The following is a 16,403-nucleotide window of genomic DNA, read 5'->3' as shown; positions in this document are numbered from 1 at the left end:
CGCGCCGTTTTCACCGCCATGACCCAACGCCCCATCCGCTCCCAGTACGAAGACTTCATGCGCCACGTCGACACCCACGGCGTGTACAAGAGCGACCGCACCGGCACCGGCACCAGGAGCGTGTTCGGCCACCAGATGCGCTTCGACCTCAACGAGGGCTTCCCGCTGGTCACCACAAAGAAGGTGCACGTGAAGTCCATCATCCAGGAGCTGCTGTGGTTCCTGACCGGCTCGAGCAACAACAACTGGCTCAAGGAACGCGGCGTCACCATCTGGGACGAGTGGGCGCGCGAGGACGGCGACCTGGGCCCGGTGTACGGCGTGCAGTGGCGCAGCTGGCCCACGCCCGACGGCGGCCACATCGACCAGATCGCCGAGGTCGTGAAGACGCTCAAGTCCAACCCCGATTCGCGCCGCATCATCGTGAGCGCCTGGAACGTGGCCGAGCTCTCGAAGATGGCGCTGATGCCCTGCCACGCCTTCTTCCAGTTCTACGTGGCGCCGCCGCAGAACGACGGCGAGCGCGGCCGGCTCAGCTGCCAGCTCTACCAGCGCAGCGCCGACATCTTCCTCGGCGTGCCCTTCAACATCGCGAGCTACGCGCTGCTCACGCACATGATGGCGCAGCAGTGCGACCTCGACGTCGGCGACTTCATCTGGACCGGCGGCGACTGCCACATCTACAGCAACCACGCCGAGCAGGTCGCGCTGCAACTGAGCCGCGAGCCCTACCCCTATCCCACGCTGCGCATCAAGCGCCGGCCCGACTCGATCTTCGACTACCGGTACGAGGATTTCGAGTTCGAGGACTACCGGCACCACGACCCGATCAAGGCGCCGGTGGCCGTCTGATCGGCCGCGGGGGCCAAGGGGTGCGGATGCGGTCAAAATCGGGCCGCTTCGAACCCGCCTTCCCCTCGCCATGAACCTCAACCTCATCTTCGCGCGTGCCGCCAACGGCGTCATCGGCGCCGCCAACACCATTCCCTGGCACCTGCCCGAGGACATGGCGCACTTCAAGGCGCGCACGCTGGGCGCGCCGGTCATCATGGGCCGCAAGACCTGGGACTCGCTGCCGCCGCGCTTCCGGCCGCTGCCGGGGCGGCGCAACATCGTGGTCACGCGCCAGGCCGGCTGGCAGGCCGAGGGCGCGCAGCGCGCGGGCAGCCTGCGCGAGGCCATCGAAGCCTGCGAGCGGCTCGAGGCGCCCGATGTCTGGGTGATCGGCGGCGCGCAGATCTATGCCGAGGCCGAGCCCCTCGCGCGCCGCGCACTGGTCACCGAGATCGCGCGCGACTACGAGGGCGACGCCTTCGCGCCGGTGCTCGACGCCAGCGCCTGGCGCGAGACGCAGCGCGAATCGCACGTGTCGGCCAAGGACGGCCTGGCCTTCAGCTTCGTGACGTACGAACGCGTCACGGCCGGCGCATGACACTGGCGCTGCGCCGGCGCACGCTGCTGGCCGGCGCGGCGCTGGCGGCCGGCGGCATCGCACCTGCGCTGGCGGCCGAGCCGATGGAGCCCGACGAGGAGGCGCTGTTCATGAACGGCACCGCGCGGCCCACCGACGATGGCCGGCTCGAGGTCGACATCCATGCCTGGGTCTACGAGCGCGAGCGCCGCTGGGGCCTCAACGCCGCCTTCGCGCGCTACCTCGGTCTCAACCTCAAGAAGCTCTCGCCGGCCGCGCAGCTGCGCTTCAACCAGCGCACCGCGCTGTTCCATGCCGAGTCGGAGGACGGCAAGGTGTTCGACGTGGAATTCGACGGCAGCCCCGGGCGCAAGACCATGCCGCCCTCGGGCGCCGACGGCCGCGTCAACGTGCGGCAGGTAATCGAGGTGCCGCGGCTGCCGCCCGCGCAGCAGTGGCTCGAGTTCCACGCGGTCACCGGCCCCGGCGAACTGCTGCACCGTTTCCGCGGCCGCGCGCTGATCGTGCCGGCACAGGGCCTGTCGGTGATCTCGGACATCGACGACACCATCAAGCGCACCCAGGTGCGCGAGCGGCGCGAGATGCTGCTCAACACCTTCGCGCGCCGCTTCGAGCCCGCGCCCCACATGGCCGGCTGGTACCGCGCGCTCGCGAGTGCGCCCGACACGCGCTTCCACTACCTGTCGGCCAGCCCGATCCAGCTCTATCCGCCGCTCGCGGAGTTCGTGCGCGAGGCGGGTTTTCCGCCGGGCAGCATGCACCTGCGCGAGAGCACGACCTGGCGCACGCTGATTCCGGGCGACGAGGATTCGCGCGCCCACAAGCTCGGCGTGATCGCGCGCCTGCTGGCCGACTTCCCGCAGCGCCGCTTCGTGCTGGTCGGCGATTCGGGCGAGGCCGATCCCGAGATCTACGCCAGGGTGTTCCGCGACAACCCCGGGCGCATCGACGGCATCGTGATCCGCGACGTGACCGGCGAAGGGCGGCTGTCGCAGCGCTACCGCGCCACCTTCGAGGGCATCGACCCGGTGATGTGGCACCTCGTCGCGCCCGACACGACGGCGTGGCCGATGCAGGCGCAGACCCAGGCCGTGCGTTAGAGCCTTGCGCGCGGCGTGCTCGCGCTGCGTTGCACAAGAATTCCAATGCCCGATCGTGACGGCCCGCACGATCGATGCGTGCACGGGGCCGATAGGCCATCTCCTCCTGCCAATTGCGGTGATAGCTTCGTTGACGGTCTCCAGAAAAACTTTCGAAAAGAGTAATTCTGGATTCCTTCAATTGATTAACGCTTCATATGCAGGGAGAAACAAACATGATCGAACTCGTCGACCCGAGCGACAGTCGTGCCGTGCGCAACAAGAACAACATCCTGGGCTTCTACGAACTGGTGATCAACCAGAAGAAGGCCGAAGAGTCGGTGCACCGGTTCGTCAGCGCCGCCTATATCCAGCACACCCCCCTGATCGGCGATGGCGCGCAGGCCTTGGGGGAATTTTTCGGCAAGCTCACCAGGGAGCGCGTGCTGGCCCGCGTCGTGGTCCACAAGATCGCCGCCATCGGCGACCACGTGTGGGCCCATGTGGAATTCCTGAACCTGTTCAATGACGATCCGGAAGACCCCGGGATTGCCGGCGTCGACATCTACAAGATGGATGCCGACGGAAAGGCGATCGAGCATTGGGACACGCTGCAGCCCGTGGGCCATCCGAAGAATTCGGTCCCCTGGCTCGCACCGAACATTCAGCGCGCCAATTCGAACGGCATGTTCTGACAGGCGCTCGCGACACCGCTGGAAACGAAGCGCCGCGCCACGCGCGACGCTTTACGAAAAAGAGTGCTTCCGTACTGCCGGACTGCCAGCTGACATAGGCACGAGCGGCGCAGGGTTTAGGCTGCCCTAAGAGTTTCTGCGCACAATGTCACGAACCCATTGCCATCAACGTTCAAGGAGACGGCATATGCCCATGGAGTTTCTTCGGACCATCGCCGAGCAGAAATTGCCATACGTCGTGCACGCGCCCGCCGAGATCGACAAGCTGCGCGTGCTGCGCGCGGCGGACCTCGTGACGGCCTTCATTCCCCCTTCGGAGCGCAACCCGCAAGGCCGCGCGATCCGCCAGCTGGCCCAGGTCGAGAGCATCACGGCCAAGGGCATGCTCGCGCTGAACAAGGCGACCTCGGCGTTCATCGAGCTGTAGCGCGCCAGGCTTCGGGCGAACAACCGAACTGGGTGCCGAACCACCGGGTGAAGGCACTGTGCGTGCTGTAGCCCAGCATCGCCGCCACCTCGCCCAGGCTGTGGCGGCCATTGGCCACGTAGCGCCGCGCGAGTTCCTGGCGCACGTCGTTGACCAGTTGCTTGAAGGTCAGCTCGCGCGCATCGAGCTGGCGCTGCAAGGTGCGCATGCTGAGCCCCAGGCCCTGCGCCACCGACTTGCAGGTGGCACGCCCCGCCGGCAGCATCAGGTAGATGGCCTTGCGCACCTCCTGGTCGATCGAGCGCTCGCGCTCGCCGGGCACGGCATCGATCAGCTTGCGCGCATAGGCGGCGAGCACGGCATCGGCCCCGGGATTGGCCACGTCCAGATCCGCCGCGCGGCAGACCAGCCCGTTGAAACTGCCGTCGAACTCGACCGGGCATTGGAAGAAGCGGCGGTGAAAGGCCGCGTCGGCGGGCGGCCCGTGGGTGAAGCTCACGCTGGCGGGCCGCCACCGGTCGCCCAGCAGCGCCGCGCACATCCGGTAGAGCACGCCGATCGCCAGCTCGATCGACTGCCGGGCCGGCATGGACATGACCAGTTCCTCGCGCAGCAGCACCAGCTTGCCGACATCCTCCACCTGGATCGCCAGCCTTTCGTTGAGCAGGTGCAGGTGCTCGATCAGCGTGAGCAGCACCTGCCGCAGCGTCGGCTGGTGCATCAGCAGCAGGCTGACCACCCCGAAGTTCGATAGCTGGCGCCGCGCGGCAATGCGCAGGCCGAAGGACTCGCAGGCCGTGTCGCGCGCCGCGTCCTCGAGCAGGCGGGCCACGCGATCGGCCTCGATCAACTGGTCCGGCTCGCGGACCATCCGTGCGCGCAGTCCCGCCCTGCGCAGCGCCGCGCCGGGGTCGTGACCGAGTTCCTGCGCAACCTCCGAGAAGTTCGTCAGCGCCGCCGCGCGAATCAGTGCCGTCATGCCGGGCCTTTCCAGGGTGGCGGAAATTCTGGCACCAAATGCACAGCGAATGGCACGGAATGCAAAGCGGCGCCGCCCCCCCGCTCCTACAGTCGCCCCCATGCCCGCACCCCGGAGGCCGGGGCGGAAGACCCAAGAAAAAGCACGGAGACAAGACATGCGGATCGAAGCGTTGACCTGCGCCATCGGCGCGCGGCTCGATGGCATCAGCCTGGCCGATGCGGCCCGGGACGACGGCCTGTTCGAGGAAATCCGGGCGCTGCTGCTGCGGCACAAGGTGCTGTTCCTGCGCGATCAGAAGATCAGCCGGGCCGAGCACGTCGCCTTCGCGCGGCGCTTCGGCGAACTGGAGGACCACCCGGTCGCGGGCAGCGATCCGGAGCACCCGGGGCTGGTGCGCATCTACAAGACGCCGGACGCGCCCAACGACCGCTACGAGAACAGCTGGCACACCGACGCCAGCTGGCGCGAGACGCCGCCGATGGGCTGCGTGCTGCGCTGCGTCGAGTGCCCGCCCGTGGGCGGCGACACGATGTGGGCCAACATGGCGCTGGCCTACGAGCGCCTGCCCGAGCACGTGAAGGCACTGATCGCGCCGCTGCGCGCCCGCCACAGCATCGAATGCACCTTCGGCGCGGCAATGCCGATCGCGCAGCGCCTCGCGCTCAAGGCCCGCTACCCCGATGCGGAGCATCCCGTGGTGCGCGTCCATCCCGAGACGGGCGAGCGGGTGCTGTACGTCAACGGCTTCACGACGCACTTCACCAACTTCCACACGCCCGCCAACGTGCGCTACGGCCAGGATTTCACGCAGGGCGCGTCGGCGCTGCTGCAGTACCTCGTCAATCAGGCCGCCATCCCCGAATACCAGGTGCGCTGGCGCTGGCAGCCCGACAGCGTGGCGATCTGGGACAACCGCGCCACGCAGCACTACGCGGTGATGGACTACCCGCCCTGCCACCGCAAGATGGAACGCGCCGGCATCGTCGGCACGCCGACCGCCTGACCCGCCTTTTCCCCCTTCGCACCACCCGCATCCCCGGAGCCCTCGATGAATTTCCTAGACGGTCACCTGTTCCCCGAAAACCAGCAGCCGCTGATCATCACCGCCGCCCCCTACGCGCCGTCCTGGCTGCCTTCGGACTTCCCGGGCGAGATCGCCGTGACGATGGAGGAGCAGGTGCAGAAGGCGGTGGACTGCTACGAAGCCGGCGCCACCGTGCTGCACCTGCACGTGCGCGAACTCGACGGCAAGGGTTCCAAGCGCCTGTCGAAGTTCAACGAGCTGATCGCCGGCGTGCGGGCCCGCGTGCCCGAGATGATCATCCAGGTCGGCGGCTCGATCTCGTTCGCGCCCGAGAGCGAGGGCGCGGCCGCCAAGTGGCTGTCGGACGACACGCGCCACATGCTGGCCGAGCTCGACCCCAAGCCGGACCAGGTCACGGTGACGGTCAACACCTCGCAGATGAACATCCTCGAGCAGTTCGACCTGCGCGACATCCGCGGCACCTCGATGGAGGACCCGGTCGTCTTCAACGCCTACAAGGAGATGACGGTGCCGGCGCAACCGGGCTGGGCCGAGGAGCACATCCGCCGCCTCAGCGCCGCGGGCATCCAGAGCGCCTTCCAGTGCTACAACATCAACAGCTTCGAGTCGGTCGAGCGGCTGATGCGCCGCGGCATCTACAAGGGCCCGCTGGTGCTCAACTGGGTCGCGATCGGCGGCGGCATGGACGCGCCGAACATCTACAACCTCGCCAACTTCGTGCGCGCGGTGCCCGACGGCGCGGTGCTCACGGTGGAGAGCTCGGTGCTCAACGTGCTGCCGGTCAACATGATGGGCATCGCCATGGGCCTGCACGTGCGCTGCGGCACCGAGGACAACCTCTGGAACCAGTCGCGCACCGCCAAGATCGGCACCGCCGCGCAGGTCGAGCAGCTGGTGCGCATCGCGCGCGAATTCGGCCGCCCGATCGCGACCGCGCAACAGGCGCGCGAGATCTCGCGGATCGGCGTGTTCCACGACACGGTGGAAGAAACGCTTCGGGCCAACGGCTTCGCGCCCAACCGCAACGGCGGCCAGCAGGGCTTCCTGCGCAAGGCCGCCTGAACCTCCACGCACAGGAGCAGCCATGCCGCGCCTCACGCACTTCGCCGCCCTGCTCGTCGCCGCCGCGTCGGCGCTGGGCTCGCCCTGGACCCATGCCTACACCGACAAGCCGGTCAAGATGATCGTCCCCGCGCCGCCGGGCGGCACCATCGACGTGCTCGCGCGCATCGTGGGCGACCAGCTCTCGCGCGACATCGGCCAGCCGGTGGTGGTCGAGAACAGGCCGGGCGCCGGCGGGGCGATCGCCGTCAAGTACCTGCTGTCCCAGCCGGCCGACGGCCAGACGCTGATGATGACCGCCAGCAACGTGCTCACCGAGGTGCCGCACGTGCTCAAGGGCGGCTTCGATCCGCTCAAGGACGTGCAGCCGGTCGCGCTGATGGCGCGCTCCTCGCTGCTGCTGATCGCCTCGCCGCAGTTCCCGGCCAGGGATGCGAAGGAGGCGATCGCCTATGTGAAGGCCCATCCGGGCCAGGTCTCCTACGCCTCCTACAGCGCGGGCACGGCCTCGCAGTACGCGGGCGCCATCCTCAACCAGGCGGCCGGGCTCGACATGCAGCACGTGCCCTACCCCGGTTCCGCGCCCGCGCTGGCGCAGGTCATGGGCGGCCAGGTGCCGCTGATGTTCGACGGCTCGGTCACGGCCCGGCCGCTGATCGCCGCCAACCGGGTGCGGCTGCTGGCGGTCGCGACCCAGGCCCGGCTGCCCGAATTTCCCGCCGTGCCCACCTTCGCCGAACTCGGCTACCCGGCGCTCGACTTCGCCAACTGGACCGGCGTGATCGCGTCCTCGCAGATGCCGGCGCCGCTGGTCGAGAAGATCCACGCGGTGCTGCGCAAGGTCGCGGCCAACCCGGCGGTGCGCGCGAGCGTGGCCAACGCCGGCTTCGAGCCGATGGCGGACCGCACGCCCGCGCAGGCGCAGGAGGCACTGCGCGAGGAGTTCACCCGCAACGCCGGCATCGTCAAGCGCTACGACATCCGCCTGAACTGAACACCATCCAGAACAACGAGGAGACATCGCCATGCCCCAAGCCATCCGCTTCCACGAGACCGGCGGTCCCGAGGTCCTGCGGCTCGAGAACGTCGAGGTCGCGGACCCCGGTCCCGGCCAGGCGCGCGTGCGCCACAGCTTCATCGCGGTCAACTTCATCGACATCTACTTCCGCACCGGCCGCTATCCGCTGGCGCTGCCCGACGGGCTGGGCTCGGACGCGGTCGGCGTGGTGGAGGCCGTCGGCCCCGGCGTGACGGAGGTCAGGCCCGGGGACCGCGTGGGCTATCTCACGGGTCCGCAGGGCGCCTACTCGCAGGTCCGCGTAATGCCCGCCGCGGTGCTGATCCCGCTGCCCGAGGGTCTCCCCGACCGCACCGCCGCCACGCTGATGATGAAGGGCATGACGGCGCAGTACCTGTTCCGCCAGGTCCGTCCGCTGCAGGCCGGCGAGACCATCCTCTACCACGCGGCCGCCGGCGGCGTCGGCCTGATCGCCTGCCAGTGGGCGCGCGCCCTGGGCGTCACCATGATCGGCACCGTCGGCACCGACGAGAAGGCGGCGCTCGCCCGGGCCGCCGGCTGCGCCCACGTCATCGTGACCGCGCGCGAGAACACCGTCGAGCGCGTGCGCGAGATCACCGGCGGCCGCGGCGTGCCGGTGGTCTACGACTCGGTGGGCAAGGACACGTTGATGGATTCGCTGGACTGCCTGCAGCCGCGCGGCACGCTGGTCAGCAACGGCACCTCCTCGGGCTCGGTGGTGATCGACTCGCAGTTGCTCGCGGCCAAGGGCTCGCTGTGGATGACGCGGCCGGCGATGGCGCACTACATCCAGCCGCGCGCCCACATGCTCGAGATGGCGCGCGAGCTGTTCGACCACGTGCTGGCCGGGCGCATCGTCAGCGAGCCGCAACGCAGCTTCGCGCTCGCCGATGCGGCGCAGGCCCATCGCGCGCTCGAGTCGCGCCAGACGGCCGGATCGACCGTGCTGGTCCCCTGAGGAAGCCCGCCATGAAGACCACCACGCTGGCCCTGTCGCTTCTGGCCGCGACGGGCGGTGCCGCCGCGCAATCCTCCCTCACCGTGTTCGGCGTCGTCGACGCCGGCATCAGCCACTACAGCACCCGCAGCCGGTCCTGGGGTCTCGCGGCGCCGCGCCAGGTCACGCAGAGCCAGACCGCGCTCTCGCCCTCGGGCTACGCGTCCAGCCGGCTGGGCTTTCGCGGCACCGAGGACCTGGGCGGCGGCCTCGCGGCCGGCTTCTGGCTCGAGGCGCCGCTGGCCAACGACAACGGCGGCGGCATCGGCAACTTCGGCCGCCGTTCCACCCTGAGCCTCTCGGGACCGTTCGGCGAGCTGCGCCTGGGCCGCGACTACACCGCCTCGTTCTGGAACGACGGCGTCTTCGATCCCTTCGGCGTCAACGGCGTCGGCACCAACCTGATCGCCGTGGTCAACAGCAACCTCGCCGCCTCGCGGGCACTCGCCACCGGCGGACTGCTCAACGGCGCGCTCTCCGCCGGCACCGACAGCTACCTGCGCACCAGCAACGCCCTCAGCTACTTCCTGCCGCCGGGGCTCGGCGGCTTCTACGGCCAGGTGCAGTACGCCTTCCACGAGAACGTGAAGGCGAGCGACGCGAGCGACAGCCCGTCCGGGCGCGGCCGCTATGCCGGCGCGCGCGTGGGATGGACCGACGGTCCGGCCGACGTGGCGCTGGGCTACGGCGAGAGCACGCTCGTGAGCGCCGCGCCCCGCGGCGAGAAGATCAGGAGCCTGAACCTCGGCGGCTCCTACGACTTCGGCGCGGTGAAGCTGTTCGGCGAATGGTCGCGCGTGCGGAATGCGCGCGACGACGCCGGCCTGTTCGGCAGCCGGGCCACCGACCGCTACGACGGCTTCGTCGCCGGCCTGAACATGCCGGTGGGGCCGGGCATCGTGCGCGCCTCGTTCGCGCGCGTGAATTTCGGCAACGGCAACGGCAACGGCGTGCCCGGCGGCAACGCCTCGGTCGACAAGCTGGCGCTGGGCTACGTGCACAACCTGTCCAGGCGCACCGCGCTCTATGCGACGGTGGCGCGCATCGCCATCCGCGACGGCCACAACAACCCCGGCGTGATGGGTGTCACCCCGCTGGTGCTGAGCCTGCCGGCGATCTTTCCGCAGGCGGCCTACGTCACCAAGGGCGGCATGGAGCCGCGCGGCGCGACCGGCTACGACGTCGGCATCCGGCACGCCTTCTGATCGCGCGGGACCCGCGCGTCAACGCCCGCGGCCACCGGCCTTCTTCGCATCGAAGCCGAGCATCTTCATCGCCGCATTCGGACTGCGCGCCGCCTTCGCATAGCCCTCCCACGGCGCATTGCCGCGATCGAGCCTCGTATGGATGTCGCGCAAGGTCCAGTGCGCGCCGCCGCGCAGCTCGGGCACCTCGTCCCATGCCACCGGCACCGACACGCCCATGCCCGGCCGCGCGCGCAGCGACCAGGCGCTGACCGTGGTCGCGCCGAAGCCGTTGCGCAGGTAGTCGATGAAGATGCGGCCCACGCGGTTCGAGGGTCCGCTCTTCGCCACGAAGAGTTGCGGCAAGGTGCGCGCCATGTGACGCACGATGGCCTGCGAGAAATCCTTCACAGCATCCCAGCCGTGCACGCGGCGCAACGGCACCACCACGTGCAGGCCCTTGCCGCCGCTGGTCTTGCAGAAGGGCACGAGCCCGAGCTCGACCAGGATCACGCGCATCAGCTCCACCGCCTGCAGCATCGCGGGCCAGTCGACGCCCTCGCCGGGGTCGAGGTCGAAGGTCATGCGGTCGGGCTTGTCGATCGCGGACTTGACGGCGTTCCAGGTGTGCAGCTCGATCACGTTCATCTGCGCCGCGCCCGGCAGGCCGAGCGCGGCCGCCACCTCGATCAGCGCGGGATGTTCGGGCCACAGCGCGGCATCGAGCTGGCGCACGCCCTCGATGCTGCCGTCCTCGAGGTGCTTCTGGAAGAACAGCTGCCCGCCGATGCCGCGCGGCGCGCGCACCAGCGACACCGGCCGGCCGCGCAGGTGCTCCATCATCAGTGGCGCGACCAGGCCGTAGAAGCGCACCACCTCGACCTTGGTGATGCCGCTCGACGCATCGACCACGCGCTCGGCATGCGAGACCTTGAAGTTCGCGGGCAAGGTGGCGGCCGGGCCTTTCGTCTGGGTCTTCGCCTGCTCCCGGTCCGCCGCGCGCGCGGGCACCGGCGCCTCGCGCACGATCTGCTTCGCGGGCTTGTCGCTGCGCAACGCATGGAACACCGGGTGGCGCACATGGCCGTCCTGCGTCCACTCGGAGAACGTGACCTCGGCCACCAGCACCGGCTTCACCCAGTGCGCGCGGCGCTCGTTCTCGATGCGCCGCTTGAACGGACGTTGGTCGATGGCCAGGGGCTTCAGCCGCGCGAAGATCTCGGCCAGCGAACGCTCGTTGAAGCCCGTGCCCACGCCGCCCGCGAACACCAGCTCGCCGTGTTCGTCATGCACGCCGAGCAGCAGCGAGCCGAAGCCCGTGCGCGAGCCCTGCGGGTCGGTGTAGCCGCCGACCACGAACTCCTGCCTGCGCGCGCACTTGAGCTTGATCCAGTCGGGCGACCGGCGCGAGCGGTAGGCACTGTCGCGCCGCTTGCCGATCACGCCCTCGAGCCCGATGCGGCAGGCCGAGGCCACGATGTCCTCGGGCGGTGCGTCGAAGACCGCGCTGAAGCGGATCTCGGGCGGCGGATCGGCAAGCAGCCGCTCGAGCAGCGCGCGCCGCTCGACCAGCGGCACGGCCCGCAGGTCGTGGCCGTCGTAGTACGGCAGGTCGAACAGGAAATAGACGATGTCCTGGGTGCGCGTGTTGTCGAAGGCGCTCTGCAGCGCCTGGAAGTCGGTGCGGCCGGCCTCGTCGAGCACCACGATCTCGCCGTCGAGCCAGCCCGGCTTCAGCTTCAGGCGCTGGATCGCGCGCACCAGGTGCGGCATGCGCTCGCTCCAGTCATGACCGTTGCGCGTGAACAGCCGCACCGTCTTGCCCTCGATGCGCGCGAGCAGCCGGTAGCCGTCGAACTTGATCTCGTAGACCCAGTCGCCGGGATCGGGCGGCGGCCCGTCGACCAGCGTGGCGAGCACCGGCGCGAGCTTGGGCGGAGGCTCGGCCTCGACGGCACCGTCGGGCCACTGGGAACGCTTTCGCGCCGCCTTCTTCGCGGCGGGCTTCGACACCGAGCCCGCCCGCGGCATCGCGAGCGCGGCCACGCTGTCGGGGAACTGGTCGACCACGCTGAATTCCGCGGCCTCGCGCGCGAACTCGTCGCGCTCCTTGATCAGCAGCCACGGGTCGCCGCTGCCCTCCTTGCGCGCCTTCATGCGCACCAGTGCCCAGCGGCCGCGCAGCTTGTGACCATGCAGCTCGAACTTGATGTGACCCGCGCGGTAGTCCTTGCGCACATTGCCCAGCGGCACCCAGAAGCCCTTGTCCCAGACGATCACCTTGCCCGCGCCGTACTGCTTCGCGGGAATCTCGCCCTCGAAGGCGTTGTACGACACCGGGTGGTCTTCCACATGCATCGCCATGCGCTTGTCGTGCGGGTCGTAGCTCGGCCCCTTGGGCACGGCCCAGCTCTTCATCGTGCCGTCGATCTCGATGCGGAGGTCGTAGTGGAGGCTGCGCGCCCAGTGCTTCTGCACCACGAACTGCAATGCGCCGGGCAGCGACTCGCCGCCCCCGGCGGGCTCGGGCGTGATGTCGAAATTGCGCTTGGCCTGGTAGCGCTTCAGTGCGGCGGTGCGCGCCATGCGGGAGCGGGTGTCACTGCGATGCCGGCGCCTGCCGCCGGTTGCCCGCCATCGTCTTGGCGGCGTTCAGGTGCTCCTTGAGTGCCGGCAGCGTCTTCTCGGCGAAGGCGCGCAGGTCGGCATCGTTGGCGTCGCGCGCCATGTTCTCGAACAGGCGGATGTCGGCCTCGTGGTCCTGGATGCCCACGCGGTCCACATAGGCCCGGTCGAAACCCTCGCCCGACAGCCCCTGCAGCGCCTCGATGCGCGCCTTCTTGTCGGCCGGGATCTCGGCCACCAGCGGCACCGACTTGCGCGCGGCCAGCCGGCGCAGTGCCTCGTTCGATTCGCCGTGGTGCTTCGCGAGCATCAGCGCGTAGTCCTTCACGTCCGCGCTCACGGCCTTCGAGGCGGCGAGCTTCGAGACCTCGACCTCGTAGAGCCCGGCGCCGGCGGCCAGGCTCATCAGGCTGCGGTCGGGTGCGCTGAGCGCGCCGGCCTGGGCGACCTGCACGGCAGGTTCGGCCGCGAAGGCCGGGGGCGTGGATGCCACGCCGCCGAGCACGATGGCGCACGCGATCGCGCGGGCCCGTCCCCGGGACGAATGGCGGAGCGTCGAAATGGAATGCATGCCGGACCTCGCGATCTGCAATGGGAGGACAAGGCCATCGGAAGGCTCGCCACGGGCCGGCGATGGCCACCTGGGACCACGCTGCGCCCGCCATGCGGCTGCGGACGTAGGAAGCCGCCCCTTGCGCGCACAAGCCGAGGCGCACACCGCCGCGTTCAACCCGTCTCGGCCGCGGCCGGATGGCTCGACGCATGGCGCTCGAGCAGCAGGTACATCAGCACCCCACCGCCCAGCGGCAGCAGGTAGTAGAGCGCGCGGTAGGCCAGCACCGCGCCCATCAGCGTGCCCTGCCGCACGCTGCCCGACAGCAGCGCGAGGTACACGGCCTCGAGCACGCCGAGCCCGGCGGGAATGGGCGTGAACACGCCCACGATCGAGGCCGCCATCAACACCGACAGCGTGGTCGCGTACGGCACCTTCTGTCCCAGCAGCAGGTACATCGCCGCGCCCATCAGCGCCCAGTTGCAGGCCGACAGCGAGATCTGCAGCAGCGCGAGCCGTGCCGAGGGCAATTGCACGTTGCGCCCGCGCAGGGTCCAGCGCTTGCCGCGCGCGACGCCGCAGGCGATCACGTAGCCGATGGCCAGCGCGATCATCAGCACGCCGAGCGCGCGGAACGCGATCACGCCCAGGTGCGCCTCGCGCGGCGGATCGATCGCGCCGGCGGCGAACAGGCCGCCTGCCAGCAGGCCGTAGCCCAGCCAGTTGGTGGCGAGGCTCACGCCCACGATCTGCGCCACCGTGGCCTCGTCGAGGCCCGCGCGCGCATAGAGCCGCGCGCGCATCGCCACGCCGCCCACCAGCGAGCCCAGGTTCAGGTTGAAGGCATAGCTCGTGACCGCGATGGCCCAGGTGCGCAGCGCGCCGAGCTTGTGACGCGTGTGCAGCCGGCCGAGCAGGTCGAAGCAGCCGTAGAGCGCATGGCTGGCGGTCGAGAGCGCGAGCACGCCGAGCAGCAGCCCGAGCGGATAGCGCTGCAGCGCATGCCAGGCGCCGGCCCAATCGACCTTGTGCGCATGCGAGAGCAGGAGGCCCAGCACCACGATGCCGAGCGCGGGCAACGCCCAACGCTTGCAGCGGCGCCAGAGGCCTTGGGGAACGGAGGCGGCGTCGGTGCGGTCCGCCTCGCGAGAGAGTGTGGCTGTGGCGGCGGTCTGTGGCATCGTGAGCCGATCTTCGGGATCGGTCCGGCTACCCAACAGTCGCCGCCAGCGCTTGTGCGCGTAGTCCGGAAGCGATGGCCCGGATCAGGAGTCGGCCTTGCCCGGTGGCAGCTTGACCTTGGTGACCGTCACCGACACCGGGTCGCTGGCGGGAAAGGACTCTTCCACGCCGCTGTCGAGCGCGTCCTCGCTCGGTGCCTCGTGGGTGGGCTTGTCGTGTTCGGGGGCGGGCTTGCCGTGCGACTCGGCGGTGGGAAACGGAAAGGGCTTGCTGGTGTCCTTGGGGTCGCGGGTGTCGATCTTCGAGGCCATGGGGTTCTCCTTCCAGAAAGGGAAAGCACTCGGTGCATCCATCCATTCTGGAAAGCGGCCCGCCGTGGCGCGTAGGACAACACGCGCCCTGGGCCGTCGCCGCGAGGGCGCCCGCCTCAGCGGGGAATGCGGATGAAGTCTTCCGAGGTCAGCGAGATCAGGCAGCGCGGCTCGTCGCGGTAGCGTTCCCGGGCCTTGGCCTCGATCGCGTCGAAGTAGGCGCGGCAGGCCTCGAGCAACTGGGGGCCGCCCTCGCGCACGCCGAATTCATCGTGTAGCGCGTCTTCCGTGATCTCGGCCAGCACGCGCTGGCCCTGCGGACCATGCGGGTAGAACGCGAAGCGCACCGTGGCGGTGTCGAAGCAATAGATTCCTTCGAAGTTCATCTCTCTTGTCTCCAGCGGGTTGCATCTTGTTTCGTCGCGCCGACTAGAGCGCGCCGCGCGCCAGCTTTTGCGAGGACGATTTCGCGTCCCCGTGCAGGAATCCGCCTACAACACCAAAGGCCTCGCGACGCTGCGCCTGCGCGCATCGGCGATGTCGTCCCACGCCGGCCTCCCCCTGTCTTCGGCGAGGCTTTGGACTTCCAACCCGAGGACCTCCACGACCATGAATACCACCGCCACTTCACGCCTCGACGCCCGCATCGCCGGCGTGGTCGAGTTCCGCGCGGGCGATGGCCCGCAGATCCGCATTCCCGAAGGCGTCTGCCAGGCGCTGGTCGCGGACGACAGCGTGGTGCTGACCTGGACCGAGGACGGCAATCCGCTGACCGCCGCGATCCCGCGCATCGAGTTCGACCGCTTCGTCACCGAGGGCCAGATCGTGCTGGGCCACGCGGAAGAGGACGCCGCCTACGCGCCGAAGAAGGACTAGCGCAACGGCCCGCGGGCCGGTGGTGGCTTGCTTGAAAAGGCGGGCGCGAGCGACGAGGATGCGTGCCGCGCCATCCGCGCCACGCCCTGGAGTCCTTCGCGCTTGAATCCGCTGCCCCTTTTCCTCACGCCTGGCGCGCCCGCCTGGCCGATGCCCACTGGCAGCGCCAGACGATCGGCGAATCGGGCGCCGATGTGTTTCGCATCGAAACCGCCGATGGCGAGCTCCTGTTCCTCAAGTCCGAGCCCGTGGCGCCCCTCGCTGAACTGCCGGGCGAGATCGCGCGGCTCGAATGGCTCGCGCGCCAGGACCTGCCCGCGCCCGCGGTGCTCGACCAGGCCATCGAACACGATCGCCATTGGCTGCTGATGAGCGCCGTGCCGGGCCGCGATCTCGCATCGGGCCCGTTCCGCCCGGGCGAGATCGTCGTGCACATGGCCGATGCGCTGCGCCTGCTGCACCGGGTGCCGGTCGCCACCTGCCCCTTCGACCATCGCCTGGCACACCGGATCGAGGACGCGCACGCGCGCGCCGTGGCCGGCCTGGTCGACGAGAGCGATTTCGACGACGAGCGCGCGGGCTGGACCGCCCTCGATCTGTTCGAGCGACTGCGCGCGACGCGGCCCGCGAGCGAAGACCTCGTCGTGACCCACGGCGATGCCTGCCTGCCGAACCTGATGGCAACGGCCGACGGCTTCACGGGCTTCATCGACTGCGGCCGCGTCGGCGTGGCCGACCGCTGGCAGGACCTCGCACTGGCCGCGCGCAGCATCGGCTTCAACCTCGGCGAGGCCTGGACCGCGCCCTTCTTCGAACGCTACGGCATCGCGCCGGATGCCGAGCGCATCGCGTTCTACTGCCTGCTCGACGAGTTCTTCTGAAGGTGCGCCGAAGGTGGCGCGGGGACAATGCGG

General features: G+C 69.6%; 18 protein-coding genes. 12 read left to right on the top strand and 6 right to left on the bottom strand.

The annotated features are described in order from the left end of the window. Positions 1-18: 18 nt before the first annotated feature. The 5 genes from AC1HIL_RS13815 to AC1HIL_RS13795 all read left to right on the top strand — a co-directional run bounded on the left by AC1HIL_RS13815 (position 19) and on the right by AC1HIL_RS13795 (position 3,633). Positions 19-852: a thymidylate synthase gene (locus AC1HIL_RS13815; protein ID WP_261210415.1), complete on the top strand. Its 834-nt coding sequence runs from the start codon at positions 19-21 to the stop codon at positions 850-852. A gap of 70 nt (positions 853-922) precedes the next feature. Next, the gene (locus AC1HIL_RS13810; protein ID WP_479672007.1) at positions 923-1,432 is read left to right on the top strand and encodes a dihydrofolate reductase; all 510 of its coding nucleotides are present in this window, start codon (positions 923-925) and stop codon (positions 1,430-1,432) included. Next, positions 1,429-2,532, top strand: coding sequence for a phosphatidate phosphatase App1 family protein (locus AC1HIL_RS13805; protein ID WP_479672006.1), 1,104 nt, complete (start codon positions 1,429-1,431; stop codon positions 2,530-2,532). The genes AC1HIL_RS13810 and AC1HIL_RS13805 overlap by 4 nt, the downstream gene beginning before the upstream one ends. 215 nt (positions 2,533-2,747) lie before the next feature. Continuing rightward, a complete protein-coding gene (locus AC1HIL_RS13800) occupies positions 2,748-3,206 on the top strand; it encodes a nuclear transport factor 2 family protein (protein WP_479672005.1) in 459 nt (152 codons plus the stop codon). Positions 3,207-3,399: 193 nt separating this feature from the next. Then, positions 3,400-3,633, top strand: a complete 234-nt coding sequence (locus tag AC1HIL_RS13795) for a hypothetical protein (RefSeq protein ID WP_412179323.1) — start codon at positions 3,400-3,402, stop codon at positions 3,631-3,633. Here AC1HIL_RS13795 and AC1HIL_RS13790 read toward each other — a convergent pair. Beyond that, on the bottom strand, positions 3,620-4,612 hold the full coding sequence (locus AC1HIL_RS13790; RefSeq protein WP_261210407.1) for an AraC family transcriptional regulator: 993 nt from the start codon (positions 4,610-4,612) through the stop codon (positions 3,620-3,622). The two genes, AC1HIL_RS13795 and AC1HIL_RS13790, sit on opposite strands and share 14 nt — an antisense overlap. 157 nt (positions 4,613-4,769) lie before the next feature. Between AC1HIL_RS13790 and AC1HIL_RS13785 the strand changes: the two genes are divergently transcribed. The 5 genes from AC1HIL_RS13785 to AC1HIL_RS13765 are packed head-to-tail and all read left to right on the top strand — an operon-like array spanning position 4,770 to position 9,963. Beyond that, the gene (locus AC1HIL_RS13785) at positions 4,770-5,618 is read left to right on the top strand and encodes a TauD/TfdA dioxygenase family protein (protein ID WP_057589681.1); all 849 of its coding nucleotides are present in this window, start codon (positions 4,770-4,772) and stop codon (positions 5,616-5,618) included. Positions 5,619-5,663: 45 nt separating this feature from the next. After that, positions 5,664-6,722, top strand: coding sequence for a beta-keto acid cleavage family enzyme (locus tag AC1HIL_RS13780; protein ID WP_261210404.1), 1,059 nt, complete (start codon positions 5,664-5,666; stop codon positions 6,720-6,722). A gap of 22 nt (positions 6,723-6,744) precedes the next feature. Beyond that, positions 6,745-7,716, top strand: a complete 972-nt coding sequence (locus tag AC1HIL_RS13775) for a Bug family tripartite tricarboxylate transporter substrate binding protein (protein WP_479672004.1) — start codon at positions 6,745-6,747, stop codon at positions 7,714-7,716. A gap of 31 nt (positions 7,717-7,747) precedes the next feature. Beyond that, entirely contained in the window at positions 7,748-8,719 is a 972-nt protein-coding gene (locus tag AC1HIL_RS13770) for a quinone oxidoreductase family protein (protein WP_057589678.1), read from the top strand. 11 nt (positions 8,720-8,730) lie between these two features. After that, on the top strand, positions 8,731-9,963 hold the full coding sequence (locus tag AC1HIL_RS13765) for a porin (RefSeq protein WP_479672003.1): 1,233 nt from the start codon (positions 8,731-8,733) through the stop codon (positions 9,961-9,963). An 18-nt stretch (positions 9,964-9,981) separates the two neighbouring features. On the opposite strand, the gene ligD is transcribed toward AC1HIL_RS13765, so the two are convergent. From ligD to AC1HIL_RS13740, 5 genes are all read right to left on the bottom strand, one after another. Continuing rightward, positions 9,982-12,528, bottom strand: a complete 2,547-nt coding sequence (gene ligD / locus AC1HIL_RS13760; protein WP_479672002.1) for a DNA ligase D — start codon at positions 12,526-12,528, stop codon at positions 9,982-9,984. A gap of 13 nt (positions 12,529-12,541) precedes the next feature. Continuing rightward, on the bottom strand, positions 12,542-13,060 hold the full coding sequence (locus AC1HIL_RS13755; protein ID WP_479672001.1) for a DUF4142 domain-containing protein: 519 nt from the start codon (positions 13,058-13,060) through the stop codon (positions 12,542-12,544). Between the two features lie 233 nt (positions 13,061-13,293). Next, positions 13,294-14,301, bottom strand: a complete 1,008-nt coding sequence (locus AC1HIL_RS13750) for a lysylphosphatidylglycerol synthase domain-containing protein (protein WP_422097647.1) — start codon at positions 14,299-14,301, stop codon at positions 13,294-13,296. 84 nt (positions 14,302-14,385) lie between these two features. Further along, on the bottom strand, positions 14,386-14,613 hold the full coding sequence (locus AC1HIL_RS13745; RefSeq protein WP_479672000.1) for a hypothetical protein: 228 nt from the start codon (positions 14,611-14,613) through the stop codon (positions 14,386-14,388). A 116-nt stretch (positions 14,614-14,729) separates the two neighbouring features. Beyond that, complete coding sequence (locus AC1HIL_RS13740) at positions 14,730-14,999, bottom strand: hypothetical protein (protein ID WP_057589672.1); 270 nt, start codon at positions 14,997-14,999, stop codon at positions 14,730-14,732. Positions 15,000-15,222: 223 nt separating this feature from the next. On the opposite strand from AC1HIL_RS13740, the gene AC1HIL_RS13735 reads away from it, so the two are divergent. Both AC1HIL_RS13735 and AC1HIL_RS13730 read left to right on the top strand, forming a co-directional pair. Beyond that, positions 15,223-15,489 (top strand): hypothetical protein, encoded by a 267-nt coding sequence (locus AC1HIL_RS13735; protein WP_479671999.1) that lies wholly within the window; start codon positions 15,223-15,225, stop codon positions 15,487-15,489. Positions 15,490-15,575: 86 nt separating this feature from the next. Next, a complete protein-coding gene (locus AC1HIL_RS13730; protein ID WP_479672493.1) occupies positions 15,576-16,370 on the top strand; it encodes an APH(3')-II family aminoglycoside O-phosphotransferase in 795 nt (264 codons plus the stop codon). The last annotated feature ends 33 nt before the right edge of the window (positions 16,371-16,403 follow it).

The sequence above is a fragment of the Variovorax sp. ISS6 genome, from assembly GCF_056523145.1.
The sequence above is the reverse complement of the archived record's forward strand: the minus strand, read 5'-3'. Positions and strand labels throughout refer to the sequence as shown.